This window comes from Actinosynnema pretiosum (assembly GCF_002354875.1).
Classification (GTDB): domain Bacteria; phylum Actinomycetota; class Actinomycetes; order Mycobacteriales; family Pseudonocardiaceae; genus Actinosynnema; species Actinosynnema auranticum.
Map to the genome: position 1 here is coordinate 7322262 of NZ_CP023445.1, position 26773 is coordinate 7349034.

Annotated in this window: 25 protein-coding genes and 1 pseudogene; 15 read left to right on the forward strand and 11 right to left on the reverse strand. The window is 74.8% G+C overall.

Translation table 11 applies throughout. The annotated features are described in order from the left end of the window. Positions 1 to 108: 108 nt before the first annotated feature. Positions 109 to 660 carry a GtrA family protein gene (locus tag CNX65_RS31325; RefSeq protein ID WP_177154675.1) on the forward strand — a complete coding sequence of 184 codons (552 nt, stop codon included), beginning with the start codon at positions 109 to 111 and terminating at the stop codon, positions 658 to 660. Between the two features lie 71 nt (positions 661 to 731). On the opposite strand, the gene hisN is transcribed toward CNX65_RS31325, so the two are convergent. Continuing rightward, a complete protein-coding gene (hisN, locus tag CNX65_RS31330) occupies positions 732 to 1583 on the reverse strand; it encodes a histidinol-phosphatase (RefSeq protein WP_096496953.1) in 852 nt (283 codons plus the stop codon). A gap of 32 nt (positions 1584 to 1615) precedes the next feature. Between hisN and CNX65_RS31335 the strand changes: the two genes are divergently transcribed. Both CNX65_RS31335 and CNX65_RS31340 read left to right on the forward strand, forming a co-directional pair. Next, positions 1616 to 2287, forward strand: a complete 672-nt coding sequence (locus CNX65_RS31335; protein ID WP_015805064.1) for a response regulator transcription factor — start codon at positions 1616 to 1618, stop codon at positions 2285 to 2287. Continuing rightward, entirely contained in the window at positions 2287 to 3561 is a 1275-nt protein-coding gene (locus CNX65_RS31340; protein ID WP_096496954.1) for a sensor histidine kinase, read from the forward strand. The genes CNX65_RS31335 and CNX65_RS31340 overlap by 1 nt, the downstream gene beginning before the upstream one ends. A 243-nt stretch (positions 3562 to 3804) precedes the next feature. Here the strand turns inward: CNX65_RS31340 and CNX65_RS37555 are convergent. The 7 genes and pseudogenes from CNX65_RS37555 to CNX65_RS31375 form a co-directional block, all read right to left on the reverse strand. Continuing rightward, a pseudogene (locus CNX65_RS37555) lies at positions 3805 to 4056 on the reverse strand (hypothetical protein); the annotation flags it as partial. Further along, entirely contained in the window at positions 4053 to 7997 is a 3945-nt protein-coding gene (locus tag CNX65_RS31350; RefSeq protein ID WP_096496956.1) for a glycohydrolase toxin TNT-related protein, read from the reverse strand. The gene CNX65_RS31350 and the pseudogene CNX65_RS37555, both read right to left, overlap by 4 nt. 14 nt (positions 7998 to 8011) lie before the next feature. Continuing rightward, positions 8012 to 8320, reverse strand: a complete 309-nt coding sequence (locus CNX65_RS31355) for a WXG100 family type VII secretion target (protein ID WP_096496957.1) — start codon at positions 8318 to 8320, stop codon at positions 8012 to 8014. Next, positions 8317 to 8808, reverse strand: a complete 492-nt coding sequence (locus CNX65_RS31360) for a YbaB/EbfC family nucleoid-associated protein (RefSeq protein ID WP_096496958.1) — start codon at positions 8806 to 8808, stop codon at positions 8317 to 8319. Before CNX65_RS31360 ends, CNX65_RS31355 begins: the two co-directional genes overlap by 4 nt. Before the next feature lie 155 nt (positions 8809 to 8963). Next, the gene (locus tag CNX65_RS31365; RefSeq protein WP_096496959.1) at positions 8964 to 9893 is read right to left on the reverse strand and encodes a hydroxymethylglutaryl-CoA lyase; all 930 of its coding nucleotides are present in this window, start codon (positions 9891 to 9893) and stop codon (positions 8964 to 8966) included. A 281-nt stretch (positions 9894 to 10174) separates the two neighbouring features. Beyond that, positions 10175 to 10687 (reverse strand): PH domain-containing protein, encoded by a 513-nt coding sequence (locus tag CNX65_RS31370; protein WP_096496960.1) that lies wholly within the window; start codon positions 10685 to 10687, stop codon positions 10175 to 10177. A gap of 32 nt (positions 10688 to 10719) precedes the next feature. Further along, positions 10720 to 11481 (reverse strand): biotin--[acetyl-CoA-carboxylase] ligase, encoded by a 762-nt coding sequence (locus tag CNX65_RS31375; protein WP_096496961.1) that lies wholly within the window; start codon positions 11479 to 11481, stop codon positions 10720 to 10722. A 245-nt stretch (positions 11482 to 11726) separates the two neighbouring features. On the opposite strand from CNX65_RS31375, the gene CNX65_RS31380 reads away from it, so the two are divergent. After that, the gene (locus CNX65_RS31380) at positions 11727 to 13358 is read left to right on the forward strand and encodes an acyl-CoA carboxylase subunit beta (RefSeq protein ID WP_096496962.1); all 1632 of its coding nucleotides are present in this window, start codon (positions 11727 to 11729) and stop codon (positions 13356 to 13358) included. Continuing rightward, positions 13355 to 13576, forward strand: coding sequence for an acyl-CoA carboxylase subunit epsilon (locus CNX65_RS31385; RefSeq protein ID WP_096496963.1), 222 nt, complete (start codon positions 13355 to 13357; stop codon positions 13574 to 13576). The genes CNX65_RS31380 and CNX65_RS31385 overlap by 4 nt, the downstream gene beginning before the upstream one ends. 12 nt (positions 13577 to 13588) lie before the next feature. Here the strand turns inward: CNX65_RS31385 and CNX65_RS31390 are convergent, their stop codons facing one another. Next, positions 13589 to 14011 (reverse strand): hypothetical protein, encoded by a 423-nt coding sequence (locus CNX65_RS31390; protein ID WP_096496964.1) that lies wholly within the window; start codon positions 14009 to 14011, stop codon positions 13589 to 13591. An 820-nt stretch (positions 14012 to 14831) separates the two neighbouring features. Between CNX65_RS31390 and CNX65_RS31395 the strand changes: the two genes are divergently transcribed. Beyond that, entirely contained in the window at positions 14832 to 15452 is a 621-nt protein-coding gene (locus CNX65_RS31395) for a Maf family protein (RefSeq protein WP_096496965.1), read from the forward strand. A gap of 445 nt (positions 15453 to 15897) precedes the next feature. Next, on the forward strand, positions 15898 to 17238 hold the full coding sequence (locus tag CNX65_RS31400; RefSeq protein WP_096496966.1) for a dicarboxylate/amino acid:cation symporter: 1341 nt from the start codon (positions 15898 to 15900) through the stop codon (positions 17236 to 17238). Positions 17239 to 17308: 70 nt separating this feature from the next. Here the strand turns inward: CNX65_RS31400 and CNX65_RS31405 are convergent, their stop codons facing one another. After that, entirely contained in the window at positions 17309 to 18007 is a 699-nt protein-coding gene (locus CNX65_RS31405; RefSeq protein WP_096496967.1) for a hypothetical protein, read from the reverse strand. Between the two features lie 162 nt (positions 18008 to 18169). On the opposite strand from CNX65_RS31405, the gene CNX65_RS31410 reads away from it, so the two are divergent. The 7 genes from CNX65_RS31410 to CNX65_RS31440 all read left to right on the forward strand — a co-directional run bounded on the left by CNX65_RS31410 (position 18170) and on the right by CNX65_RS31440 (position 24536). Next, the gene (locus CNX65_RS31410; protein ID WP_096496968.1) at positions 18170 to 19936 is read left to right on the forward strand and encodes an acetyl/propionyl/methylcrotonyl-CoA carboxylase subunit alpha; all 1767 of its coding nucleotides are present in this window, start codon (positions 18170 to 18172) and stop codon (positions 19934 to 19936) included. Between the two features lie 9 nt (positions 19937 to 19945). Then, positions 19946 to 20332 carry a DUF1707 SHOCT-like domain-containing protein gene (locus tag CNX65_RS31415; protein WP_096496969.1) on the forward strand — a complete coding sequence of 129 codons (387 nt, stop codon included), beginning with the start codon at positions 19946 to 19948 and terminating at the stop codon, positions 20330 to 20332. Then, on the forward strand, positions 20329 to 21204 hold the full coding sequence (locus tag CNX65_RS31420) for an HAD family hydrolase (RefSeq protein ID WP_096496970.1): 876 nt from the start codon (positions 20329 to 20331) through the stop codon (positions 21202 to 21204). Before CNX65_RS31415 ends, CNX65_RS31420 begins: the two co-directional genes overlap by 4 nt. Positions 21205 to 21372: 168 nt before the next feature. Further along, positions 21373 to 21966, forward strand: a complete 594-nt coding sequence (locus CNX65_RS31425; RefSeq protein ID WP_096496971.1) for a DUF3558 domain-containing protein — start codon at positions 21373 to 21375, stop codon at positions 21964 to 21966. 91 nt (positions 21967 to 22057) lie between these two features. Next, positions 22058 to 22438 carry a transcriptional regulator gene (locus tag CNX65_RS31430; protein WP_096496972.1) on the forward strand — a complete coding sequence of 127 codons (381 nt, stop codon included), beginning with the start codon at positions 22058 to 22060 and terminating at the stop codon, positions 22436 to 22438. A 26-nt stretch (positions 22439 to 22464) separates the two neighbouring features. Beyond that, the gene (locus tag CNX65_RS31435; protein ID WP_096496973.1) at positions 22465 to 23733 is read left to right on the forward strand and encodes a PPE domain-containing protein; all 1269 of its coding nucleotides are present in this window, start codon (positions 22465 to 22467) and stop codon (positions 23731 to 23733) included. Then, positions 23730 to 24536 (forward strand): ESX secretion-associated protein EspG, encoded by an 807-nt coding sequence (locus CNX65_RS31440; protein WP_096496974.1) that lies wholly within the window; start codon positions 23730 to 23732, stop codon positions 24534 to 24536. The genes CNX65_RS31435 and CNX65_RS31440 overlap by 4 nt, the downstream gene beginning before the upstream one ends. A 220-nt stretch (positions 24537 to 24756) precedes the next feature. On the opposite strand, the gene CNX65_RS31445 is transcribed toward CNX65_RS31440, so the two are convergent. Beyond that, the gene (locus CNX65_RS31445) at positions 24757 to 25218 is read right to left on the reverse strand and encodes a gamma-glutamylcyclotransferase family protein (RefSeq protein ID WP_096496975.1); all 462 of its coding nucleotides are present in this window, start codon (positions 25216 to 25218) and stop codon (positions 24757 to 24759) included. A 146-nt stretch (positions 25219 to 25364) separates the two neighbouring features. On the opposite strand from CNX65_RS31445, the gene CNX65_RS31450 reads away from it, so the two are divergent. Further along, complete coding sequence (locus tag CNX65_RS31450) at positions 25365 to 26768, forward strand: NAD(P)H-quinone dehydrogenase (RefSeq protein ID WP_096496976.1); 1404 nt, start codon at positions 25365 to 25367, stop codon at positions 26766 to 26768. The last annotated feature ends 5 nt before the right edge of the window (positions 26769 to 26773 follow it).

Consider the following 26773-nt stretch of genomic DNA (forward strand, 5'->3'; position numbering starts at 1 on the left):
CCCGAAAACGCTGCGTAATCAGGCACAACGGGCCGCCGGGATGTGGGCTGGGTTGCACTCCGCAGCGGTTTGCGCAGGTCATTCACCCGATTTCCGTACACTGCTGTGGTGTCCGTACTGGAGAACGCTGCCCACCGGCTCCCCGAGCCGCTGCGGTCGCTCGCGCTCAAGCACCGTGAGTTGCTGAAGTTCGCGCTGGTCGGCGGGACCTGCTTCGTGATCGACACGGCGATCTTCTTCGCGCTGAAGTCGACGGTGCTGCTGGAGAAGCCGGTCACCGCGAAGATCGTGGCCACGCTGGTGGCGACGATCGTGTCCTACGTGCTGAACCGCGAGTGGTCGTTCAAGACCCGCGGCGGGCGGGAGCGGCACCACGAGGCGGCGCTGTTCTTCCTGGTCAACGGCATCGGGATCGTGCTGAACTCGATGCCGCTGTGGGTCTCCCGGTACCTGTTCCACCTCCAGGAGCCGGAGGTGAGCAGGCTGGTGCAGGAGGTCGCGGACTTCGCCAGCGCCCAGATCATCGGCACGCTCATCGGCATGGCGTTCCGCTGGTACGGGTACAAGAAGTGGGTTTTCCCCGACGAGGGCGCCCGCACTCCCCGCGCGGAGCGGAAGTCGTACCCGTCGGCCGAGGACGAGAACCTCGGGCATTCCTGAAATCGGGCGAACGTGCGAAAAGCGGCACCCCGCGAACGGGGTGCCGCTTTTTCACGTGCGGGTGAGCGGCGCTATTCGCCGACGGGTCCGAGGACGTCCAGCGCGGCCCGGTGCAGCAGCCCGTTCGACGACAGCGCGCTACCGCCCTGGAACGTCTCCGCGCCGGACAGGTCGCTGAACGCGCCACCGGCCTCGGTGACCAGCACCTGGAGCGGCGCGACGTCCCACGGGTTCACGACCGCCTCGGCGGCCAGGTCGATCGCGCCCTCGGCGACCAGGCAGTGCTGCCAGAAGTCGCCGAACGCCCGCGACTCCCAGGTGGCGTCGACCAGCCGCAGGTAGGCCTCGCGCGAGTGGTGCTCGGCCCACGAGTTCAGGTGCGTGGTCGACAGGTACGCGTCGTCCAGCCCGGCGACGCGGGAGACGGTGATCCGCCGCTCCTCCGCCGCGCCCGCCGCGCCCGCCGCGCCCGAGCGGACCCACGCGCCCGCGCCCGCGGACGCCCACCAGCGGCGGCCCAGCGCGGGCGCGCTGACCACCCCGACGACCGGCCGCCCGTCCTCGACGAGCGCGATCAGCGTCGCCCACGCGGGCACCCCGCGCAGGAAGTTCTTGGTGCCGTCGATCGGGTCGAGCACCCACGTGCGGCCCGCGCCGACGCTCCCGCCGAACTCCTCCCCCGCGATCGCGTCGGCGGGCCGCTCGGCCGCCAGCAGGTCGCGGATCGCGGTCTCCACGGCGGTGTCCGCGTCGGTCACCGGGGTCCGGTCGGGCTTGCGGTCCACCACCAGGTCCAGGGCCTGGAAGCGGGCCGTGGTGGTGCCGTCCGCCGCGTCCGCGAGGCGGTGGGCGAGCGCGAGGTCCGCGGCGAGGTCGGTCGCGCGGTCGGGGCTGGGTGCGGAACTGCGGTCGGAGCCGGTCACACGGCGATCGTGCCACGCCTAGTCTGGGTCCCGTGAGTGTGGTCTTGCTGGCCGAGGACGACCCGGCGATCGCTGAACCGCTGTCCCGCGCGCTGCAGCGGGAGGGCTACCAGGTGCACGTGGTCGGGGACGGGCCCGGTGCGCTGGAGGCAGCCGAGCACGGCGGGATCGACCTGCTCGTGCTGGACCTGGGGCTGCCCGGCATGGACGGGCTGGAGGTGTGCCGCAGGCTCCGCGCGGGCGGGCGCGGTGTCCCGGTGCTGATGCTGACCGCCCGGTCCGACGAGGTCGACTTCGTCGTCGGGCTGGACGCGGGCGCGGACGACTACGTGGCCAAGCCGTTCCGGCTCGCCGAGCTGATGGCCCGCATCCGCGCGCTGCTGCGCAGGCGGGCCCCGGAGACCCTGGAGGTCAACGGGGTGCGCATGGACCTGGCTGCGCGGCGGGTCACCGTCGACGGCCAGGAGGTGCAGCTGGCGAACAAGGAGTTCGAGCTGCTGCGCGTGCTGATCCAGCGGGCCGGGCAGGTCGTGAACCGCGACGAGATCCTGTCGGAGGTGTGGAACGACCCGGAGCTCAAGAGCAGCAAGACGCTCGACATGCACATGTCGTGGCTGCGCCGGAAGCTCGGCGACGTGCGCTCGGTGGAGCGGCGCATCGCCACGGTGCGGGGCGTCGGCTTCCGCTTCAACACCACCGACTGATGCGCTCCCGCATCCTGCGAGCGATCCTGGTGGCCGTCGCGGTCACCGGGATCGTGCTGGGGCTGCCGCTGGGGTACACGGCGCTGCGGCTGGTCGACGACAGCGCGCACGGCGACCTGGCCAGCCGCGCGCAGCGGATCGCCGCGCTGATCGACGACCAGATCGCGGGCGGCAGCGCGATCGACCTGCGGCCCGCCGAGGTGGGCGTCCCGGTGGGCGGGCACCTGGTGGTCACCTCGCCGGACGGGGTGCGGGAGCTCGGGGAGGCGCTGGACGAGGACGCGCTGAGCGTCGAGGTGCCGATCGCGCAGCAGGGGACGGTGCGGCTGGAGGTGTCGGCGCGGCCGATGCGCACCGACCAGTACCGGATGGCGGCGCTGGTGGTGCTGCTGCTGGTGCTGTCGGTGGGGACCGGGACGGTCGTGGCGACGGTGACGGCGCGCAAGCTCGCCCGTCCGCTGCGGCACGTGGCAAGCCGGGCGGCCCGGCTCGGGGCCGGGGACTTCCGGGGCGATCCGCGCAGGCACGACATCGAGGAGCTGGACCGGCTGGCCGAGGCGCTGGACCGGTCCGCCGTGGCGCTGGCGCAGCTGGTGCAGCGGGAGCGGGAGCTGGTCGGGGACGTGTCGCACCAGCTCAGGTCCCGGCTGACCGCGCTGCAGCTGCGGTTGGAGGCGCTGGCCGAGCACCCGGAGCCGGAGACGGCCGGGGAGGCGCGGGCCGCGCTGGAGCAGGCCGAGCGGTTGACCGAGGTGCTGAACGAGCTGCTGGCGGCGGCGCGGGCGGCGCGGGCGATCGACGCCGAGCCGCTGGACCTGCACGGGGAGCTGACGGCGATCGCCGAGGAGTGGCGGGAGCAGCTCAAGCGCGAGGGGCGGGGGCTGCGGGTGCGGGTGCCGGAGGGGCTGCTGGCGCGCGCCACGCCCGCCCGGTTGCGGGAGGCCATCGGGGTGCTGCTGGACAACGCCCTGCGGCACGGCGAGGGGCAGGTGCAGCTCACCGCCCGCAGCGACGACGGGACCGTGGTGGTCGAGGTCGCGGACGGCGGGAGCGGGGTGCCGGACGAGCTGGCCGGGCACATCTTCGAGCGCGGGGTGTCCGGGGGCGGGTCGTTCGGGGTGGGGCTGGCGCTGGCCCGCGCGCTGGTGGACGCGGACGGGGGGCGGCTGGAGCTGTCGACGGCCAGGCCCGCGACGTTCGCGGTGTTCCTGCCGGTGCCGAAGGCCGAGGACGTGGTGGGCGTGACCTGGCGGACGGACGTCACGCCCCGGTAGCGCCGGGTTCGCCGCGCCGCGCCGGGGTGGCTCCCTGGGCGCGGGCGGCGGGTGTCCGGATCAGCCCTGGGTCGCGGGTGGCGCGGGGGCGGGCTTGAACGAGGTCGGCGCGACCGCCGAGGGCCGCACCACCGGGGTGATCACCGGGCGGGCCGGTGGCGGCGGGGGCGCCGGGGCCGGGGGCGCCGCGGAGGCGGACGGGGCGATCGTGGGGGCCGGGGCCGGTTCGGTCCTCGCCCGGTCCAGGACGCCGACCGCGCCGCGCGCCACCTGGGCCCAGGCCAGGCGGCCGAACAGGTAGTGGCAGGCCACGTCCTCGGCGGTGAACGCCACCCAGTCGTAGCGGTTGCCCTGCTCGCGCCAGAACACCTCGAACTCGGTGCGGTCGTCGTCGTGGACCAGGCACCAGGTGTTGTCGGCCTCCTCGCCGATCGACACCACCTCGTCCGGCACGCCGACCGCGCGCAGCCAGTCCCGGATCGACTCGGCGTTCACGGCAGCTCCTCCAGGTAGCCCAGCGCCACCAGGTCGGCGACGGGGTGGGTGGCGCGGTAGCGGGCGCCGCCGCCGCGCTGGCCGAACCACTCGGCGGACAGCGTGTAGTGCGCGGGCAGCTCGCGCAGCACCCGGTAGCGGCGGTAGCCGGAGGTCGCGGCGGCGGGCGGCAGGGCGCGGGCCGGGTACGGGGTGCCCGACCGGGACAGGACGCGGCCCTCCGGGGTGCCGAAGCGGTCCAGCTCGGTGCCGGGGGCCAGCTTGACCGGCTGGCCCGACTCGTAGCCGCCCTCGGGGAACAGCTCGGCGGGCGGCCAGGCGTACTCCGGCGGTTGCGCCCTGGCCAGGAAGCGGTGCTCCCAGTCGCGCTCGTGCATCCCGGCCAGCGGGTCGTAGCCCGCCATGACCGCCGCGGGCGGCTCGGGGGCGCTGGGCTTGCCCGAGGGCGGGGTGGCGGCGGGCCGGGCGGTGGCGACCAGGTGGGACTGCGGGTGGTCGCCGGGCGGGAAGCGCAGGCCGTCCGCGTAGTCGTCGTCGGACTCGGCCGGGTGCGGGAGCTGGCGGGCCGGGCGGCGGCTCGGCGCGGGGAGCGAACCACCGGGGAACAGGGCCAGCACGAACGCGGACAGGTCCGAGGTGGACCGGTCGGGGTCGGGGTCGGAGGCGGGCTCGGTGGTGGGCTGGTCGGTGGTCTGCGCCGCCGTGGTCTGCCCGGCCGCGTTCTGCTCTGCGACGGGCTGCGCCGCGACCACCGGGATGGCGGCGGTCGGCGCGGCGGACGGCGCGGGGGGCGTGGGCGCCGCGGGGACGGCGGGCACGGCGGGCGCCGTGGGCATCTCCGCCGCCGTCGGGGCCTTCACCAGCGGGGTGCGGGCGGGCGCGTCCAGGGGCGCGTTCGGGTCGGGGGTGAGGTCCAGGTGGCCGGGGCGGGCGCCGGGCTTCGCCGGGGGCCTCGGCTCGGACTTCAGGTCCGGGTCGTAGTCCTGCCCTGCGGGGGTCCCGGTCGGCGCGGGCGCGCCACCGGCCCGCTGGGACATCGGCGCGCCACCGCCACCCATGGCCTGCGGCGGGATGGCCATCATCGGCATGAAGCCGAGGCCGGCGCCGATCCCGGCCTGGTCGTTCTGCGCCTGCTGGGACTGCTGCGCCGGTTCCGGGGCCTGTGCCGCAGGCGCCGGGTCCCGGTCGCGCTCGACCTGCTGGCCCTCGCCGGGCGTGACGCCGCCGGACAGGCCGCTGGAGCGGTGCGTGACGCCGGTGTCGCGGTCGTCCAGGTCGGGTTCGACGTCGGCCGCGTCGATGTGGCCCGCGTGCTGGACGCCGTCGGTCTGCGGGCGGGCGCCGAACGCGGTCGACTGCGGCACGGCGTGCGCGGTGGAGTGGGTGGCCTGGGCCGTCGGCGCACCACCAGCGGCGGGGGGCGGCATCATGCCGCCGCCCACGGGGGCGCCCGCGAACTGGTTGGTGGTGGTCTGGCCGCCGTCGGCCGCGACGCCCTGCGCCACCGCGTCCTGCCCGGCGCCGACCAGGCCGTCCGCGGTGTCGCGGGTGTCGTGCGCGTCGTCGGAGAGCCGGGAGCCGGGGAGCGGCGCGTGGTCGTCGGCCCCGTCGACCGCCAGGGGGACGCCGGAACCGGCCGTGCGGTCGCCAGCGGCGCTGGCGACGGTGTGGCCGAGCGCCTGCTGGGCGGCTTCCGCGCCCGCCTGGCGCACACCGGCGGCGAGACCGCCCTGGTCGGCGGCCTCCTCGGCCTTGGCGGCGACGGGCGCGGTCCACGTGCCCACGCGCTCGGCCGCGTGCGCCGCGCCGGGCACGAGCCCGGTGGCGCCCGCGACCAGACCGGCGGCGGGGATCGCCTCGTGCACGAGGGGCACGGGCTCGGTGAGCGGGACCGCGGGCCACTCGGCGTCCCGGTCGGAGACCGGGGCCGCGCCATCGGGGACCACGCCCGCCACGACGTGACCGAGGTCGGGGGTCGCGGGCGACGCGACCTGGCCGAGGTCGGCCGGGGCCTGGTCGGCGAGGTGGGCGGCGGCGGGCGCCGCGTGCGCGGCGGTCTGGCCCAGGTCGGCCGCGGCCCGGTCCGCGAGGTGCGCGGCGGACGGCGCTGCGGCGTGACCCAGGTCGACCGCGTGCTCGGCGGTCTGGCCCAAGTCAGCCACAGCCCGATCCGGGAGATGCGCGGCGGACGGCGCTGCGGCGTGACCCAGGTCGACCGCGTGCTCGGCGGTCTGGCCCAGGTCAGCCACAGCCCGATCCGGGAGATGCGCGGCGGACGGCGCTGCGGCGTGACCCAGGTCGACCGCGTGCTCGGCGGTCTGGCCCAAGTCAGCCACGGCCCGGTCCGCGAGGTGCGCGGCGGGCGCCGCGCTGTGGCCCAGGTCGGCCGCCTGCTCGGTGGCCTGCGCGAGCGGGTCGCCCGCCCAGGCGGTGGCGCGCTCGTGGGTGCGGTCGACCGGCGTCGTGCCGCCGAGGAGGGGGTGGCCCGCGCCCGGCGACCTGCGGTCGGCGCGGTCCTGCTCGGCCAGTTCGCTCTCGACGTCCCTGAGGTCGGCCAGCACCGCGTCGCCGAGCATCGGGCGGTCGTTCCAGCCCGTCCCCGCGCCGCGCGCGCCGTCCTTGAGCTCGGCGCCCTTGGCGTCCGCCGCGCCCTTCGCGTCACCCGCGCGCGCGTCCGGGGCCCGGCCGTCGCCACCCGCGCGGACGTCGTTCCTGCCGTCCAGCGGCCCGCGCTGGTCGAGCGGGGCGCGCAGGTCGGTGGGGCGGTGGTCCGCGCCGCGACCGGCGCCACCACCCGCCGCGCCGCCGCCCGCCGCGCCGCCGATCAGGCCGTGGGCGCCGGGCGCGGTCGGGGCGCCGGGGGTCTGCTGGAACGCGGTGGGCGCGCCCGCCTGGGGCGTGGTCGCGTGCTGGGCGGTGTTGCCCATGCCGCTGAGCGCGTTCGCGATCGACCCGCTGGGCGTGCCGCCGACCTGCGCGGGGCGGTCGAGCAGCGCCGCCGCGGACTGGCTGGTGGTGCCCTCGTGGCGGGGCGCGTGGTCGTGGACCGCGCCCGTCGCGGCGGGGGCGGCGTGCTGGCCTGCCTGGGGCGCGACGTCGGCGACGTGCGCGGCCCCGGCCCCGACGACCTGGTCGACCTGCTGCACAACCGGCTGCACGACCTGCTGCGCCGCAGCGGCCACCGGCTCGGTGACCTGCCCCGGCACGTGCCCCGTCACCTGGCCCACGGCCTGCGCGGCGGTGTCCACCACCGGGCGCACGACCGAGTCGACCACCGGCTCCACCAGTGCGACGACCGGCTGCGCGACCGCCTCGACGGTCCGCGTCGTGGTCTCCACCACCGGGGTCACCACGCCCTCGACGAGGTCGCCGACCACGTCGAGCAGCCCCCCGCGCACACCGGGGTTCGGGTTGACCGGCGGCTGGGTGGCGGCCACGTCGGCGCCGCTGTCCAGGCGCACCGAGTCGGTCAGCGCCGCCGTCAGGTTGGCCGCGTTCGCCGCCGCGCCGCGCACCGCCGTGTCCAGGCCGAGCAGCGCGGACGGCTGACCGGCCGACGCGGACGCCTGCGCGGCGTCGGCGTTCTTGGCCAGGTTGACCAGCTCGCGCACCAGCTCGACCTTGGCCTTGCCGATCTGGCCTGCCGCGTGGTCGAGCCGGTCGGCCGCGGCGTGGCAGTCGCGGGCGGCGCCGACGAGGTCGCCGTCGGCGGCGATGAACCTGTCCCAGCGGGTGCGCGCGGCGGTGGCGGTGGACCCGGCCATGCCGCCGAGGACGCGCCCGGCCGAGTCGTCCGACTCACCGGCCAGCCCGTCCAACCCGCGTCCTGCGGCGCGCCACGCCGCGGCGGAGGCGCGCAGCTTGTCCTCGTCGGCCTGAGGCCACGAGACCCCGGCCCTCGCGGCGACCTCGGCCAGCTCCGCGGGCAGCTCGATTCCCATCCCCGGTCCCCTGGTCAGACCGCGTTGAACGCGGTTCCGTTGCCCTCGTCGACCTTGCGGTAGGTCCGCTCGGTCGCGGCGAAGCGGTCCTGGAGGCCGCCGAACTGGCCGTTCAGGCCGTCGACGCGCTCCTTGGTGGAGGCCGCGGGGCCGACGTGGCCCTCGGCGAAGCTGCGGCCGACGGCGTCGTCGCCCCAGCACGGGCCCAGCGCTTCCAGCGCGGCGCCCAGGTCGGCGGCGATGCGACCCGCGCGGCCAGCGAAGCCCTCGAAGTCGGCCGCGCCACCGCGCAGCCTGGCCAGGTCGGCGTCGAACCCGCTCACCGGTTCCTCCTCTGCGAGGGCGCGCTCTGCGTCGGCGCGCCCAGCGGGGGCGCGGCCTCGGTGCTCAGCCAGTCGCGCTGGTCGAAGTCCTCGTCGTCGTCCACGAGCGGGGCCCTGCGGTTGGGCGGGGGCAGCTCGTCCTCGGTGAGGTCGGCGGTGCCCCTGACCAGGGCCTCCGGGTCGGTGGCGGCGGGCAGCACGGGGGTGAGGGCGTGCAGCATCTTCTCCATGGCGCGCGCGACGGCGGCCTGGGTGGTGCGCACGACGACCTCGGCGAGCTGCGGCGGGCGCAGGCGGTAGGCGGCGTCGGCGATGAGCAGCTCGGTGAGCACGCCCTGGGCGTCGACGACGGCGGTGACGCACCCGTCCGGGCTGGTGGCCGAGGCGGAGATGGCGGCGAGTTCGCGGTGGGTCACCGCGAGCTGCTCGCGGCTGCGCCGGTAGTCGGCAAGCAGCTCGTCCACCTGGGCGCGGTGGTCGCTCGTCACAAGCACCTCCGGTGCATCCGACCCCACCGGCAGCGGACGCCGGTTGGGCGTTGGACGCGCGGAGCGCCCTGGGGGTTCCGACTCGGTGCGGTGATTTTCGGGCATGACCGGGGGCAAGATCCACCGGGGTTGGGCGTGGAGCGCTGACCTGCGGGTCAGCCGCGCAGCGCCCGCACGACCCTGGACGGGCTCGGCCTGCCGAGGTGGCCCGCGAGCCAGGCGCTGGTGGTGGCGAGCGCGTCGAGGTCGACGCCGTGCCGGATGCCGAGGCCGTCGAGCATCCACACCAGGTCCTCGGTGGCGAGGTTGCCGGTGGCGGACTCGGCGTAGGGGCAGCCGCCGAGGCCGCCCGCCGAGGAGTCGACGACGCGCACGCCGGAGCGGAGCGCGGCGAGGGTGTTGGCGAGCGCCTGGCCGTAGGTGTCGTGGAAGTGCACGGCGAGCGGGTCGGGGTCGCCGAACGCGGTCAGCAGCGCGGTGACCTGGCCGGGGGTGGCGACGCCGATGGTGTCGCCGAGGGAGAGGCGGTGGCAGCCGAGGTCGAGCAGGCGCTTGCCGACCGCGACGACCTGCTCGCGCGGGACCGGGCCCTCCCAGGGGTCGCCGAAGCACATGGAGACGTAGCCGCGCACCTGGAGGCCCTCGGCGCGGGCGCGGGTGACCACCGGGTCGAACATGGCGAACTGCTCGTCGAGGGAGCGGTTGAGGTTGCGGCGGGCGAAGGACTCGGTGGCGCTGGCGAAGACGGCGACGTGCTCGACGCCCGCCCGCAGCGCCCGGTCCAGGCCGCGCTCGTTGGGGACGAGCACCGGGTAGGCGACGCCGGGGCGGCGGTCGAGGCGGGCCAGGAGGTCCTCGGCGTCGGCGAGCTGGGGGACCCACTTCGGGTGGACGAAGCTGGTCGCCTCCAGGGTGGTCAGGCCCGCGTCGGCGAGGCGGTCCAGGAACTCCAGCTTCACGTCCAGTGGGACGGTGGTGGACTCGTTCTGGAGGCCGTCTCGCGCGCCCACCTCCCAGATCTCGACCTCGGCGGGGAGGCCGTCGGCGGGGGTGGTGTCCGGCAGACCGTTCTCGCGGGCGCCCATGGTTCGGAAGCTAGCACGGGCGGGTGGTGGGGGGAGTCACAGCGGGGTGGGGGTGGAGGGGCGGGGATCCTGCCCTTGGTGCTGGGGGCGGGGGTCCTGCGGCGGGAGGGCCTGCGGCGGGAGCGCCTGTGGCAGGAGTCCTGCGGCGGGAGGGCCTATGACAGGAAGGCCCATGGCGGGGGTTCAATGACAAAAAGGCACAAGGGCGCGGACCAGACGAGAGCCAAACCGACTGAGCTGGAGCACGAGGCTGCGGTGTGGTGGTGTGGGGTTTCGCACCGCTACGCGGTGCGAGGCTGAAAGTCGTCGTCCGGGTTGTCGTTGATCTCCCGGTAGAGCAGCGAGTGCACGCGCTCCACGTTCGGGATGTCGTCGAACGACAGCGGCTCGTCCGAGGCCGACTCGATCACCAGGGTGCCGCAGCCGAGGGCGCGGTCGAGCAGGGTGTGCTCGAAGCGGACGCTGTTGATGCGGGTCAGCGGGATGTCCAGGCCGGTGCGGGTGAAGACGCCGACGCGGTACATGACGCGGTCCGTGGTCATGATGAAGTGCGTCGTCCGCCACCGGACCAGCGGGGCCGCGGTCAGCCAGAGCAGCAGGACCAGGCCGACCACGCCGATCGCGATCCAGGCGGTCAGCTCCCAGGAGCTGCCGGACGCCAGCGCGGCCAGGTAGCCGCCGCCTCCCGCGACGGCGATGAGCACCAGCACGGGGACCAGCAGCATCTTCCAGTGCGGGTGGTTGTGGATCACAACGTGCTCGGCGGGGCTGAGCAGGTCGTCCGGGTAGGCCACGGGTCCTCCGGGGACGGTGGGGACGGTCCGGATCACCGTACTCGCAGGTGGACCACATCCCCGGCGGAAACGGTGTGAGCCGTGCCCTCCCGGTCGCGGACGACGAGCGTGCCGTCCTCCAGGACGTCCTCGGCGGCGCCGAGCAGCTCGCGGCCGGTCAGCTCGACGCGGACGTCGCGGCCGATCGTGGCCGAGTGCTCGCGGTACTCGGCGAGGAGCGCGCCGGGCAGGCCGTGGGCGGCGCGCCACTCGGACTCCAGCGCGGCCAGCTCGGCCAGCAGCACCTCGGCGACGGCGAACCGGTCGGTGACGCGCGCGCCCGCCTCGGCGAGGCTCGTCGGCGGGAGACCGCCCGCGCCGGGCTGGACGCCGGGCGGGAGGGGGGCGGTGTTGAGGCCGACGCCGACGACGACCGCGCCGGTTGTGGTCTCGGCGAGGACGCCTGCGACCTTGGCGTCGTCGATCAGCAGGTCGTTGGGCCACTTGAGGGTGGCGGTGACGCCCGCCCAGGCGGTGGCGCGGACCAGGGCAAGGCCGGTGAGGAGGGTGATCCAGGGGAGGCGCGCGGGCGGGACGTCCGGCCTGAGCAGCACGCTGAGGTAGAGGCCGCCGCCGGAGGACACCCAGCTGCGGCCCCTGCGGCCCTGACCGGCGGACTGCGCCTCGGCGATGAGGACGGTGCGGTCGGGGGTGGTGGGGGCGGCGGCGACCAGGTCGGCGTTGGTGGAGCCGGTGCTGGGGACGACGCGGATCGCGGCGTACGGGCCTGCCGGGGCGACGAGGTGCTCGAACACGGCGCAAGCCTAGGAGGCGGGTGGAGGAGCGCCCCACCCCGCCGCGCTTGTCGGAGCGGTGTGGGTTCTCGACGGGGTGGGGCGCCCGCGGCACAGCCTGCAACCTCCAGTGCGGTGGAGGTCAAGTCGGCCGTCCCGACCGCGCCGCGCGGCGCGGAGCTGCACCGGTGCAGCTCGGTGTCCCCGCAGTCCCCCGCGTTCGCGAGCGCCGCCATCGGCGCGGTCCGTGGTTAAGCTCACCCGTCATGAGCAGTGCGACCGCCCCGCTCGGCGACGAGCCCGACCTGCGCACCACCGCGGGCAAGCTCGCCGACCTGCGCAGGCGCAACGAGGAGGCCGTGCACGCGGGTTCGGCGCGCGCGGTGGAGAAGCAGCACGCCAAGGGCAAGAAGACCGCCCGCGAGCGGATCGAGCTGCTGCTCGACCCCGGTTCGTTCGTGGAGCTCGACGCGCTCGCCCGGCACCGCTCCACGAACTTCGGCCAGGAGCGCAACCGCCCCTACGGCGACGGCGTCGTCACCGGCCACGGCACGGTCGACGGCCGACCGGTGTGCGTGTTCAGCCAGGACGTGACGGTGTTCGGCGGCTCGCTCGGCGAGGTCTACGGCGAGAAGATCGTCAAGGTCATGGACCTGGCGCTCAAGACCGGCCGCCCGCTGGTCGGCATCAACGAGGGCGGCGGGGCCCGCATCCAGGAGGGCGTGGTCTCGCTCGGCCTGTATGCGGAGATCTTCCGGCGCAACGTCGCCGCGTCCGGCGTGGTCCCGCAGATCTCGCTGATCATGGGCACGGCGGCGGGCGGGCACGTCTACTCCCCCGCGCTGACCGACTTCGTCGTGATGGTCGACAAGACCTCGCACATGTTCATCACCGGGCCGGACGTGATCAAGACCGTCACCGGCGAGGACGTCGGGTTCGAGGAGCTGGGCGGCGGGCGCGCGCACAACACCAAGTCGGGCAACGCGCACCACCTGGCCGCCGACGAGGACGACGCGATCTCCTACGCCAAGGAGCTGCTGTCGTACCTGCCGTCGAACAACATGTCCGACCCGCCGGTGCTGGACGGTCCCGGCGACCTGGTCGGCGGGTCGATCGAGGACTCGGTGACCGGGTCGGACCTGGAGCTGGACGCGCTGGTGCCGGACTCGGCGAACCAGCCGTACGACATGCACGAGGTGATCACCCGCGTGCTGGACGACGGCGAGTTCCTGGAGGTGCAGCCGCTGTTCGCGCCGAACGTGCTGGTCGGGTTCGGGCGGGTCGACGGGCGGTCGGTGGGGGTGGTCGCGAACCAGCCGACGCAGTTCGCCGGGTGCCTGGACATCGACGCGAGCGAGAAGGCGGCGCGGTTCGTGCGCACCTGCGACGCGTTCAACGTGCCGGTGCTGACGTTCGTGGACGTGCCGGGCTTCCTGCCGGGCACCGAGCAGGAGTGGAACGGGATCATCCGGCGCGGGGCGAAGCTCATCTACGCCTACGCGGAGGCGACCGTGCCACTCGTCACGGTGATCACCCGCAAGGCTTACGGCGGGGCGTACGACGTGATGGGGTCCAAGCACCTCGGCGCGGACGTGAACCTGGCCTGGCCGACCGCGCAGATCGCGGTGATGGGGGCGCAGGGCGCGGCGAACATCGTGCACCGCAAGGAGCTGGCGAACGCGCTGGGCGCGGGCGAGGACGTGGAGGCGCTGCGGGCGCGGTTGCAGCAGGAGTACGAGGACGCGCTGTGCAACCCGTACGTGGCGGCCGAGCGGGGGTACGTGGACGCGGTGATCCCGCCGTCGCACACGCGGGCGCACGTGGCGCGGTCGCTGGCGGTGCTGCGGGACAAGCGGGAGTCGCTGCCGCCGAAGAAGCACGGGAACATCCCGCTGTGAGCAACCGGGGACACCTTCGGGTGGTGCGGGGCAACCCGACCGAGGAGGAGCTGGCGGCGCTGGTGGCGGTGCTGACGGCGGTCGCCGCGCGCCGGGCGGTGGACGGCGGCGCGCGGGGCGACCGGGGGGCGTCGCGGTGGGCGGACCGGTCGCGACTGGTCAGGCAGCCCCTGGCGCACGGGCCGGGGGCCTGGCGGGCGTCGGGGCTGCCCCGGTAGCGCGGGCGCCGGTCAGCAGTCCACCCGGCGGCTGGTCAGCTCGAAGCCGACCTGGTTGAACACGATCACCTCGCGGCAGCGCACGCCGCCGTCCGGGAGGTGCAGCCGCACGCGCATCCACACCGAGTCGTCGCGCACGCCGCTCGGGGTCGCGGCGAGCACCTCCACCGCCTCGCCCGCCACCGCCTGCGGGAGCCGGGCCACGTCGCGCTGGGCGCGGGCGGTCGCGAGGAGCGAGTCCATCGCCCGGCCCTCGGCGTGGTCGGCGGTGGTGGCGAACGGCCAGAACGGGAGGCCGTAACCGACCGGGTCGGTCGAGACGACCAGGCCCGCGAACGCCAGCACCACGGCGGTGAGCGTGCCCAGCAGCCAGCGGAGCCTCGTCCGGCCGATCCGCCGGACAGGCCGCCGGATGACCAGTCGCCAGCTCTGCACGAACCCGAGAGTGCCCCCTGGAGGGGGCGGCACGCATGGGTAAGACTGCTTAATTCGCGGCTTCGGGCGCCGGGTGGCGCAGGTGAGGGGATGTCGCGTTCCCGCTGGAAGGGCGGGCGCGGGGCGGGGTGAGGCGGGTGCGGCGGCGGGGTGGGGCTGACGGAAACCCGAAGTCACGACGGCCGCAAGCGGTTGCGCACCCCTGCTGACCACGCTACCGAAACCGCGGCGGGGGTGGAGGGAAACGCGGAGGGAAACGCGGAGGGGACTTGAGGCGGGGGACTTGGGGCGGGGGACTTGGGGCGAGGCGAGGCCGGGGCTGAGCCGGGACGGCCGTGAGGGTGCGAGCGGGCGGGAACCGGCGAGAGTGGGCGGGAACCGGCGAATGGGCGCAGCAGGCGACCGGCAAGCCACCGACCACGAACCGCAGCGCGAGGCCTAGGAGTGCGAAGCCGCCAGCCGCCAGCCACGACGCGGGGCGGGGCGAGGCGGGATGGGACGTCCGACGCATGGCCTGAGGGCTACGGGCCGAGGACGCGGGCAGCGGACCAGGGGCAGCGGGCCGAGAGCGCGGGCAGCAGGCCAGAGGCAGCGGGCAGCGGGCAGCGGGCCGAGGTCGCGGACAGCAGGCCAGGGGCAGCAAGCAGCAGGCCGAGGTCGCGGGCAGCGGGCTGCGCCCTACGCCCCAGGCCCCAGAGCCAAGGGCCCAGACCCCCGGCCCCGGCCCCGGCCCCCGAGCCAAGGCCCCAGGGGCTGAAGACCGGCGAGCCGCAGCCGCCGGTGGCCGGTTCCCGTTGCTGGACCACCTAGGCTGCCGTCCGTGCGCTTCGTCCTGGCCTCGCAGTCCCCCGCCCGCCTCGCCGTCCTCAAGGCCGCAGGCGTCACCCCCGTCGTCCGGGTCTCCGGCGTCGACGAGGACGCCGTCGCGGCCGGGCTCGGGGAGCCGACGCCCGCCGCGCTCGTCACCGCCCTCGCGGTCGCCAAGGCCGAGGCCGTCGCGGTCGACGAGCGGGACGCCGTCGTCATCGGGTGCGACTCCATGCTGCTCACCGCCGACGGCCAGGTGCAGGGCAAGCCCGCCACCACCGAGATCGCCCGCGAGCGCTGGGGGCGGATGGCCGGGACCACCGGGACGCTGCTCACCGGGCACGCCCTGCTCGTCGTGCGCGACGGCGAGGTGGTCGAGCGGGTCGCGGAGCACGAGGGCACGCTGGTGCGCTTCGCCGAACCCACCGCCGCCGAGCTCGACGCCTACCTCGCCACCGGCGAGCCGCTGCACGTCGCGGGCGCGTTCACGCTCGACGGGCTCGGCGGCTGGTTCGTCGAGGGCATCGACGGCGACCCGTCCAGCGTCATCGGCATCAGCCTCCCGCTCACCCGCAGGCTGCTGCGCCGGGTCGGGCTCTCCGTCGCCGACCTCTGGCAGGCCCCCGAGCGGTGACCCCGCCACCAGGGGGAGCACCGGAGCAGACCTGAGCGGAACAGACCCGAACGGAACCCACAAGATCAACCGCGGGACCACGACCGCCCCCCGACCACGGGGGGCGGTCGTCCGCGTTGCGGGGAGGGGTGGGGCGGGAGCACCGGGCACCGCCGCCGACCGGTCCACCGGACTGCGCGCCCCGGCCGCGACCCGCCGATGACAACAGAGGGTCATCACCCGCCCATTAGTCGATCGTTCCCCCTTTCGGACCCCCGAAGTAGGGATAATCACAGCTGAGCGCGTTCGGGAAGGTCTGAGACGCTCCCCCCGTTAGGGGGTGCGATGGACCTGATGCTGACCCGCCGTATCCACATCGATTTCGGCCGGAGAACGAGTTCGGGCTGTCGGGGCTGACGAGAGACCCCGACACCGAACCCCTCAGCGTCCCTTCCGGAGCCCTCGCATGTCCTTCATCGCCACCTACCGCAAACCCAAGGTCTTCGGCCTGACCGTCCTCGCCGCCCTCGTGCTGGGCGCGGTCGCGGGCTTCGTCGCCAAGCAGGCCGAGCTGAGCTGGCTCGTCACCACGCTCAAGCAGATCGGCAGCACCTTCACGAGCCTGCTGCAGTTCACCGTCATCCCGCTGGTGTTCACCGCGATCGTCGTGGGCATCACCAGCCTGAGCAGGCTGGGCGGCTCGCGCACCGCCGCCCGCCTCGGCGGCAAGACGCTGCTGTGGTTCGCGACCACCTCGCTGATCGCGGTGCTGATCGGCATCGGCGTGTCCGCGCTGATCAACCCCGGTCGCGGCGTCCAGGTGACCCCGTCCGAGGCGTCCGTCGAGCGGCTCGCCGCGCGCGCGACCGGCTCGTGGTCGCAGCTGCTGGAGTCGCTGATCCCGACGAACCTGTTCACCGCCTTCACCGAGGGCGAGGTGCTCCAGGTCGTCTTCGTGTCGATCCTGGTCGGCTTCGCCGCCTACGCCCTCGGCGAGCGCGCCAAGCCGTTCGTCGACCTGACCCGCTCGGCGTTCGACCTGATCCAGAAGATCGTCGGCTGGGTCGTGCTGCTGGCCCCGATCGGCGTGTTCGGCCTCCTCGGCAACGCCTTCGCGACCTACGGCAACTCGTTCGTGCGCCCGCTGGCCTCGCTGCTGGTCGCGGTCTACGTCGGCTGCGCGCTGGTGCTGTTCGTGGTCTACCCGGTGCTGCTGAAGTTCGTCGGCAAGGTCAGCCCGCTGGTCTTCTTCAGCAAGGCGTGGACCGCGATCCAGTTCGCGTTCGTGTCCCGCTCGTCCGGCGCGACCCTGCCGCTGAGCAGGCAGACCGCCGCGAACCTCGGCGTCTCCTCCGACTACGCGAGCTTCGCCGTCCCGCTGGGCACCACGACCAAGATGGACGGCTGCGCCGCGGTCTACCCGGCGGTGGCGACGATCTTCATCGCGAACCTGTTCGGCGTCGAGCTGAGCGTCCTGCAGTACGCGGGCATCGTGGCCGTGTCCGTCTTCGGCGCGCTCGCCACCGCGGGCACCACCGGCTGGTTCACCATGCTGACCCTGACCCTGAGCGCGATCGACATGCCCGCCGAGGTCATCGCGACCGGCGTCGCGGTGGTCTACGCGATCGACCCGATCCTGGACATGATGCGCACCGCCACGAACGTGGCCGGTCAGATCGCCGTCCCGGTGCTGGTCGCGCGCGGCGAGGGCCTGATCGACGACGAGGTGCTGAACGCCCCGAGCACCCCGCCGCTGATCGGCGGCGAGCCGGAGACCGAGCGGGAGCGCACCCCGGTGCCCGCCTGACCGACCCCCGAGCGGCGCGACGGCCCCGGTCACCCCGCCAGGTGGCCGGGGCCGTCGCCGTCCGCGGCGCTCACGACCCGGCGGCCGGGCACGCCCTCAGCTGGTTCGCGGCGGGCCGCACGTCCGGCCAGCCCGGCAGGGCCGCCTCGGCGTTCACCACCGCCGTGCACCCGAGCTTGCGGTCCTCCCCGTTCGCCACGTCCGCGACCAGCGAGTACACCTCGGCGACCCGCTTCGGGCAGTCCACGCCCTCCGCGCACCGCCGCTGCACCACGACCACGTCCATGACCTGGTCGCCGTTGACGTCGTGCAGCCCGACGTACCCGCCGTCGCCCTGGTACCCGCCGAGCGCCCGCGACCACAGCCCGTCCTGCCGCACCAGCGCCTCGGCGTACCGCTTGCCGCGCGCCTGCCCCTGCACCAGGCACACCGCCGCGACCGGCGAGTCGACGCACTCCAGCTCCAGCGACCCGACGTCCTCGGTCACCCCGTACTCGGCGATGGTCAGCTCGAACATGACCGTCCCGGACGCGCCCTCGGTGGCGATGCGGCTGATCCGGTCGCCGACCATCACCCGCACCACGTCGGACCCGACGGCGGCCTCGGCGACCGGCTCGCACTCGCGGGTCCCGCAGATCGGGCTCACCCGGTCGTCGTTCGCGGGGGCGCGGTCGGGAGCCCGCAGCGACCAGGCGTAACCGAGGCCCGCCGCGGTGATCGCGACGGACAGGCAGGCGGTGAGCAGAGCGGTGAGCGGCGGCCTGGACACCGCCGGATTCTCGCACCCCCGCCGCTGCGGCTTCGCGGTTGTCGCGCGCCCCGCGCTAACTAAACTCACCAGTAGCAAAGCCGGGCGGCCCCGCCCGGCGGCCAGGTCCAGCGGTGACGCCCCGGCGGAGCCGCGTCCCGTTCCGGAGGAAGGCAGGACGCCGTGCCACTGCGCAAGGTCCTCATCGCGAACCGCGGCGAGATCGCGGTCCGGGTCATCCGGGCCTGTCGGGACGCGGGGCTCGCCAGCGTCGCGGTGTACGCCGACCCCGACCGGGACGCCCCGTTCGCGCGGCTGGCCGACGAGGCGTTCGCCCTCGGCGGGACGACGGCCGCCGAGACGTACCTGTCGGTGGACAAGCTGCTCGACGCGGCCAAGCGCGCCGAGGCCGACGCGGTGCACCCCGGCTACGGCTTCCTGTCGGAGAACGCCGACTTCGCGCAGGCCGTGGTCGACGCCGGGCTGACCTGGGTGGGGCCGTCGCCGCAGGCGATCCGGGACCTCGGCGACAAGGTGACGGCCAGGCACATCGCGACCCGCGCGGGCGCGCCGCTGGTGCCGGGCACGAACGACCCGGTGTCCGGGCCGGACGAGGTGGTGGCGTTCGCGCGGGAGCACGGGCTGCCGGTGGCGATCAAGGCCGCGTTCGGCGGCGGCGGGCGCGGGCTGAAGGTCGCGCGGACGCTGGAGGAGGTCCCGGAGCTGTTCGACAGCGCCGTGCGCGAGGCGGTGACCGCGTTCGGGCGGGGCGAGTGCTTCGTGGAGCGGTACCTGGACAGGCCCCGGCACGTGGAGGCGCAGGTGCTGGCCGACCAGCACGGCGGCGTGGTCGTGGTGGGCACGCGCGACTGCTCGTTGCAGCGGCGGTACCAGAAGCTGGTGGAGGAGGCCCCCGCGCCGTTCCTGACCGACGAGCAGCGGGCGACGATCCACTCGTCGGCGCGGGCGATCTGCCGCGAGGCCGGCTACCACGGGGCCGGGACGGTGGAGTACCTGGTGGGCGTGGACGGGACGATCTCGTTCCTGGAGGTCAACACCCGGTTGCAGGTGGAGCACCCGGTGAGCGAGGAGACCTCCGGGATCGACCTGGTGCGCGAGCAGTTCCGGATCGCCGAGGGGCTGCCGCTGCGGTTCACCGAGGACCCGGAGCCGCGCGGCCACTCGATCGAGTTCCGGATCAACGGGGAGGACGCCGGGCGCGGCTTCCTGCCCGCGCCGGGCGTGGTCACCGGGTTCGCGCTGCCGTCCGGGCCGGGGGTCCGGGTGGACGCCGGGGTCGAGGCGGGCACGGTCGTGGGCGGGCAGTTCGACTCGCTGCTGGCGAAGCTGGTCGTGACCGGCGAGGACCGGGAGCAGGCGCTCCAGCGGGCGCGGCGGGCGCTGGACGAGATGGTCGTGGACGGGATGGCGACCGTGCTGCCGTTCCACCGGGTCGTGGTGCGCGATCCCGCGTTCGTGGGGGACGCGGAGGGCTTCTCGGTGCACACGCGGTGGATCGAGACCGAGTTCGAGAACTCGATCGCGCCGTTCGAGGGCGGCGGCGAGGTCGGGGAGGCGGAGGAGCCCCGGCAGCGGGTCGTGGTCGAGGTCGGCGGCAGGCGGGTCGAGGTCGTGCTGCCCGGCGACCTCGGCGGTGGCCCCGCCCGACCCGCGGCCACCGCGCCCGCGCGGGCCGGGAGGCGGAAGCGCGCGGGCGGCGCCTCGCAGGTCTCCGGGGACGCGGTGGCCGCGCCCATGCAGGGCACGGTCGTGAAGGTCGCCGTCGAGGAGGGGCAGCGGGTGGCCGCCGGGGACCTCGTCGCGGTGCTGGAGGCGATGAAGATGGAGAACCCCGTGACCGCGCACAAGGCGGGCGTGGTGACCGGGTTGGCGGTGGAGGCCGGGTCGCCGGTGGCGCAGGGGGCCGTCCTGTGCGAGCTGAGGGAATAAGCTCGGGGCGTGGGTGATCGGGAGATCCGCGTCGGCGACGCCGAGCGCGAGGACGCGCTGCGCGTGCTCGGTGAGCACCTCAGCGCGGGCAGGCTCGACGTGGACGAGTACGGCGAGCGGACGGCGCGGGCGACCGCGGCCAGGAACCGGGGCGAGCTGCTCGACCTGTTCTCCGACCTGCCGCACCCGCACCCCGCGCTGAGCGCGGCCACGGCGGTGCGGCCGATGCCCCCGCCGCCGGGGCTGCCCGCGCGGCGCGGGGTCAACGTGGCGGTGGCCGGGCCCGCCGTCCTGGTCGGGTTCGTGCTGCTGGCCGGGCTGGTGAAGTCGCCGTTCGTGTTCCTGCTGATCCCGGTGGTGCTGTTCCTGCTCGTCGGCCGGGACAGGCGGCGGTGAGCGCGCCGACGCTGCTGCTGCTCGACCTGGACGGGGTGCTGCGCCGGTTCGGGCCGGACGCGCCGATCGAGGACGCGCACGGGTTGCGGCGCGGGCTGCTCGCGGAGACCGCCCGCTCGGTGGCCGGGCCCGCGCTGGTCGGGGCCGAGACGGACGCGCGGTGGCGGGACGCGGTCGTCGGCGCGCTGGTGGCCCAGGGGGTCGACGGCGAGGTCGCGGCCTCGGCGGTGCGGGCGTGGAGCAGGGTGGGCGAGGTGGTGCCCGAGGCGCTGGAGCTGGTGCGGGCGGTGCGCGGGCGCTGCCGGGTCGCGCTGCTGACCAACGCCACCGACCGGATCGGCGCGGACCTCGCGGCGCTCGGGCTGGACCGCGAGGTCGACGCCGTGGTCTCGTCCGCGCGGCTGGGGGTGGCCGCGCCGGACCCCGAGGCGTTCCGGCGGGCGCTGCGGGTGCTCCAGCACTCGCCGTCGGCGACGCTGTTCTGCGACGACTCGGCGGGCAACGCCGAGGGCGCCCGCGCGGCCGGGCTGGACGCCGCGCACACCCCGGACGCCGCCGCGCTGCGGGACGCACTGGTCTCGCGCGGGCTGCTGGAGGGCGGCGCGGACGCGGGCGCGGAGGGCGCCGCGGCCGGTCCAGTGCTGCTGGTGCTGCACGACCGGGACGTGGCCGAGGAGGTCGCCGCCGAACTGCTGGCGGCGGGCTGGTCGCCGTGCCTGGTGCACAAGGAGCTGCTGGCGGGCGAGGACGACGCCGAGGACGCGGACTGGGTGGTGGAGGTCGAGTCCGGTCCGGACGGTCGAGCGGCGGACGTCCACCGGCCGTTCCTCGACGCGCTGGCCGAGCGCCACGAGGGGTTCACCACCGACTAGCAGACCGCAGGACGGCGGTCACGTCGGGGTGTTGCTCGCGGTGGAAAAGCACTAGCGTCGCGGGCTGTGGATCCGGTGGAGATCAACGCGGGTGGGCGCTCCCCGCTGCCGAGCGGGTTCGCGCGAGGGCGGGACAGCGTTTTCCCCGCCCGGCTGCGGTAGGCGCGCGTGAAGGCCGCTCGTGCTCTGCTCGGCGCGCTCCTGGCGCTGCCGGTGCTGGTCTCGTGCACGACCCCGTCCCCCGCGCCCAAGGCCGACGGGCACGTGGACGAACCACTGAGCGTGACCACCACCCCTCCCCCATCGTTGTTCCCCCGTCCGAGCGAAATGCCGCTCGACGGAGTGGCGCCGTGCTCGTTGCTGAACGAGGAGCAGCGGGGGGAGCTGAGCCTGGACAACCCCGAGAACGAGTACGTCGAGACGAGCCTGGCGGGCGCGCGGGCCTGCTCGCTGCGCAGCAACGTCAGCGGCAACGTGGTGCGGCTCGCCCTGGTGACCGGGGAGGGCGTGCTGCTGTGGCTGGACGACTACGCGCAGGTGGAGGTGGAGACCATCGAGGTCGTCGGGTTCCCGGCGCTGGTGGTGCGCACCCCCGGCGTGGAGGACGTGTGCAACGTGGAGGTCGACGTGGCGCAGGGCCAGTTCCTCGACGTGATGTTCCGCGACGGGGGCAACAGCACCCCGCTGCCCCAGGACGTGCTGTGCCAGGGCGCGAGGCGGGCGGCCGAAGCCGCGGTGACCGGATTGCGGCAAAGGGAGTGACCCGCGCGGGGGAAGTCACCCACACCCACTCCCCGCTGTCGGACGCTCTGGTTAGAGTGACTGTGCGCTGATGACGTTGGGAGGTAGCGCCATGCCGAAGGATGACCACGTAAGGGGTGCGGGCACGGGGAGTGCCCTCCCCGGAGCCGGGCAGGCCCTGGACGTCGACCCGAGCGCCATCCCGAGCCTGAAGTCCGCCTTCTCCGGCGCGCTGTCCAAGCTGGACCAGCAGATCGAGATGGCCGTGACCGAGGTCAGGGTGCGCCCGTGGGCGGGCGACCCGGTGAGCATCGAGGCCGCGGAGAAGTTCAACGAGCGCTCCGTGGACTCGGGCGACTCGGCGCTCGACGCGCTGCAGGGCTACCAGCGGCAGCTCAAGTCGGCGATGGACGCGCTGACGCTGGTCGAGCGGCAGTACCAGGTGATCGAGGACGACAACAGCGGATTGATGGAGCAGCAGGGCGGCTGCTGACCGCCTGCGCGATGGGGAGGCTTCCTGTGTCCGACGGGCACCGCTGGAGCGGCTACAGCCACGAGGAGCTGTACAAGAAGATCAACTCTGGCCCCGGCCCGAGGGCGTCGTTCACCTCGCTGGAGCGCTGGGAGGGGATCGCGGGCGCGCTGGTGGAGATCAACGCGCAGCTCCAGGAGGGCGTGGCGCGCTCCGGCGCGCAGTGGCAGGGCCTCGCGGCCGACCAGGCGCGCGCGGGCATCAACCCGCTCGCCGAGTGGGCGGACCACGCCAGGACCGGCGCGGTGATCATGCGCGCCTCCACCCAGATGCAGGCCGACTACATCGCCAAGGCCCGCGCGGACATGCCCGAGCCGGTCAAGGTGACGGCCGAGGACCCCGGCACGATCCTGTCCGGGCTCGCGCACCTGGTGGGCGTGCAGACCGACTTCGAGGTGCAGGAGCGCGCGCAGAACATCGCCGAGCAGCGCGCCCGCGACGTCATGACCACGTACGCCTCCAGCACGACCGCGAACACCTCGACCCTCGGCCAGTTCAGCCAGCCCCCGCAGGTGGCGATCACCGCGGGCGACGTGGTCCGGGGCGACGCGGCGGGCGTGTCCTACGGGCACGGCCTCGTCGGCGGTCGCGGCGGCACGCGCGGCGGCGGCCGGGGCGGTCCCGGCGCGACCCGCCCGGCCACCAGGCCCACGACCGAGACCAGGCCCGCCACCACCACGACCAAGGGCGGCTCCAGCACGCACGTCTCGCAGGCGAACCCGGCGAACGGCGGCACCGGCCCGCGCGGCTCCGAGACCACCGGCACGGCCAAGCCCACCACCGGCGGCGTCGGGGTCGGCGGCACGACCGGGGCCAAGGGGCGCGGCAAGGACGGCGAGCAGCACGGCTCCGAGCGGCACGACACCACGACCGGGCAGCGCGCGGCCGAGGTGAACGGCCTGCACGTGGTCGCCCCCGGCCAGACCAGCGGCACCACGGCCATCAGCTCCGGCGAGCTGGGCGCGTTCACCGCCGCCAACGCGCAGCACTCGGCGGCCATGGGCCCCGGTGGCGCGGCGGGCGCGCTCGCGGGCGCGGCCAACCAGAACGGCGGGGACACCACGCACCGGCGGGCGGTCCAGCTCGCCCCGCAGGGGCAGGCGTTCGACCCGTTCGGCGGGCTCGGCGGTCGCCGCGCCGAGGAGGAAGAGGAGCAGCTGCACGACGCCGCCGACTACCTGCGGGAGACCGGCGACATGTACGGGGTCGGCCGGGGCGCGGCCCCGGTGATCGGGGAGGACCAGTCCGACCGATGACCACGTTCGGCCTCGACCTGGGCGAGAGCGAGCTGCGCGCCCCGGTGACCATCTCCGCGCTGGAGTTCGACGTGCTCTGGGAGCACCTGCGGCTGGAGACCATGCCGCTGGTGCTCAAGGTGCCCTCCCCCGGCAAGACCGACGGGGAGCGGCGCCTGCTGGAGGACCGGGCGTGGGAGGGGTTGGAGCTGCGCGGCCTCGGCAGGCGGCTGGACCTGGACCCCACCCTGGAGGACCTGCTGCACCTGCTGAACCGGCCGCAGCGCGAGGTCGACGGCAGGCTGTGGCTGGACGGGCGCAGCGTGCGGGTGCTGGTCGCCGCCAAGGGGCAGTCCGCCGCGCTGGCGGTGCTCGACGGCGACCGGATCACCCTGCGCGCGGCGTCCGCCGAGGGGATGCCGCGCGAGGCGCTGAGCGCCGTGCCGCCGCTCGGGCCGGGGCCGGGCCACTCGGTGACCCTGCCCAGCGCCGACCTGGAGGCCGCCGCGGCGGACGTGCTGGAGCCGGAGGACCTGGAGCGCGGGCTCAAGGAGCGCGGGCTGCGGGGCGAGGACGCGCACGTGCTGGCCGAGATGTTCCGGGACGCCGGGAACCGCGGGCAGTTCGGCGCGGCCGGGCGGGACAAGTGGGGCAAGCGGGTGCGGCCGGACCGGGTCGTGGCGTTCTTCGACGGCCCTGAGGGGCGGTACGTGCAGATGCGGCGGGCCCAGCCGGGCCAGGTCGCGTGGAGCACGGTCGCGCCGGTGGACTTCCGGCGGATGGTGCACCACCTGGAGGAGCTGCTCGCGGAGACGCCGTCCTAGCCGGGACGGCCCGCCTCGGGCGGCGCTCGCGGGTCGGCGCGGGGGGCGCGGCGCGGATGATAGCCCCCCGCTGATCGCCCGCTGATCGTTCCCGGTGCCCGAAGTTCACCGCTTCAGGCGACACCGCTGGTCGTGCGACCGGCCCGTCGCGCGGCCCCACCGCCGTGGGCGGGGCCGCCTCCCGGTCACGCGCTCACCGCGTCACCGGGTCCTCACCGGGTCACTGGGGCCCCTGCGGGCCGACGCTGCGGCACGGGCGGACGCGCAGGTCGGCCACGTAGTCGTCGGGCGCGCCCGCGGCCTCCGCCGCGTCCGCCACCACGCCGATGTACCGGGCCGAGGGCAGGCCGCCCTCGTAGGCGTCCAGCACGTACAGCCAGGCGACCTCGGAGCCCTCCATGGTCTGCACGCGCAGTCTGATCTTCTTGTAGAGCCCGAGGGCACCCTCCCAGCGGTCCAGGCTCGACTCGTCGAGGGTGCTGACGTCGTAGAGGACGCAGAACACCTGGGAGTCGGGATCTTCGACGATGGTGGCGAGCGCGCCCTCCCAGCCGAGGTCCTCGCCACCGAACGTCAGACGCCATCCGACGAGCCAGCCGGTCCCCGCCATGGGGGAGTACGGGGCTCGCTCCTTCATCTGGTTCGGGTCCATGTTGGACCCGTACGCGGCATAGAGCGGCACGCCGACAGCCTAGCGACATCGAGATCACCCGGAGGGTCGAGAAGACCGCGCGACACGCTGCGACACCCGACCGCGTACGGTTCGTACGGTTGTGAGCGGTTGTCGATCCGGACACCCGTTGTCTTCTGGACAGAGAGGAACCCCCCGTGACCCGCATCGTCATCATGGGCGGTGGGCCCGCTGGGTACGAGGCGGCGCTGGTCGCGGCTCAGCACGGCGCGGACGTGACCGTCATCGAGCGCGAGGGCCTCGGTGGCGCGTGCGTGCTGTACGACTGCGTGCCGTCGAAGGCGTTCATCGCCTCCGCCGCCAGTCGGTCGGCGTTCCGCAGCGCGGGTGAGCTGGGCATCCGGACGGACGACACCGAGGCTGCGGTCGAGCTCCCCGTCGTGCACGGTCGGGTGAAGGGCCTGGCGCTGGCGCAGTCCGCGGACGTGCGGGCGCGGCTCCAGCGCGAGGGCGTGCGGATCATCATCGGCAGCGCCGAGTTCCGCGACGACGAGCGCGGCCTGGCGCAGCACCGGGTGCTGGCGCGGACCGAGGACGGGTCCGAGGAGGTGCTGGAGGCGGACGTCGTGCTGATCGCCACCGGCGCCACCCCGAGGGTGCTGCCGGGCGCGGAGCCGGACGGCGTGCGGGTGCTGAACTGGCGGCAGCTGTACGACCTGCCGGAGCTGCCCGAGCACCTGGCGGTGATCGGCTCGGGCGTGACGGGCGTGGAGTTCGCGTCGGCGTACACCGAGCTGGGCGTGAAGGTCACCATGGTGTCGAGCCGGGACCGCGTCCTGCCGCACGAGGACGCCGACGCGGCGGCCGTGCTGGAGGACGTGTTCGCCGAGCGCGGGACCGCCGTGGTGAAGCACGCGCGCGCGGACCGGGTGGAGAACACCGGCGACGGCGTGAGGATCCACCTGGCGGACGGCCGCGTGGTCGAGGCGAGCCACGCCCTGATGACCGTCGGCTCGGTCCCGAACACCGAGGGCCTCGGCCTGGACCGGATCGGCGTCGAGCTGGGCAAGGGCGGGTACATCCCGGTGGACCGGGTGTCGCGCACGACGGTGCCGGGCGTGTACGCGGCGGGCGACTGCACGGGCGTGCTGCTGCTGGCGTCGGTCGCGGCGATGCAGGGCCGGATCGCGATGTGGCACGCGCTGGGCGAGGGCGTGAGCCCGATCAAGCTGAAGACCGTCGCGGCGAACGTGTTCACGAACCCGGAGATCGCCACGGTCGGCATCAGCCAGCAGGCGATCGACTCCGGCGAGGTCCCGGCCCGAACCGTCATGCTGCCCCTGGCGACCAACCCGAGGGCCAAGATGGAGGGCCTGCGCCGCGGCTTCGTGAAGCTCTTCTGCCGCCCGGCGACCGGCGTGGTGATCGGCGGCGTGGTCGTGGGCCCGACGGCGAGCGAGCTGATCCTGCCGATCGCGCTGGCGGTGCAGAACCAGCTGACCGTGGAGGACCTGGCGACGACGTTCTCGGTGTACCCGTCGCTGACGGGCTCGATCACCGAGGCGGGCCGGCAGCTGATGCGGCACGACGACCTGGACTGAGCCCC

Excerpts from the sequence above, each read along its gene's own strand:
- CNX65_RS31340 (WP_096496954.1), top strand. The coding sequence starts at position 2,287 with ATGCGCTCCCGCATCCTGCGAGCGATCCTGGTGGCCGTCGCGGTCACC.
- CNX65_RS31350 (WP_096496956.1), bottom strand. The coding sequence starts at position 7,997 with ATGGGAATCGAGCTGCCCGCGGAGCTGGCCGAGGTCGCCGCGAGGGCC.
- CNX65_RS31365 (WP_096496959.1), bottom strand. The coding sequence starts at position 9,893 with ATGGGCGCCCGCGAGAACGGTCTGCCGGACACCACCCCCGCCGACGGC.
- CNX65_RS31380 (WP_096496962.1), top strand. The coding sequence starts at position 11,727 with ATGAGCAGTGCGACCGCCCCGCTCGGCGACGAGCCCGACCTGCGCACC.
- CNX65_RS31400 (WP_096496966.1), top strand. The coding sequence starts at position 15,898 with ATGTCCTTCATCGCCACCTACCGCAAACCCAAGGTCTTCGGCCTGACC.
- CNX65_RS31430 (WP_096496972.1), top strand. The coding sequence starts at position 22,058 with ATGCCGAAGGATGACCACGTAAGGGGTGCGGGCACGGGGAGTGCCCTC.
- CNX65_RS31440 (WP_096496974.1), top strand. The coding sequence starts at position 23,730 with ATGACCACGTTCGGCCTCGACCTGGGCGAGAGCGAGCTGCGCGCCCCG.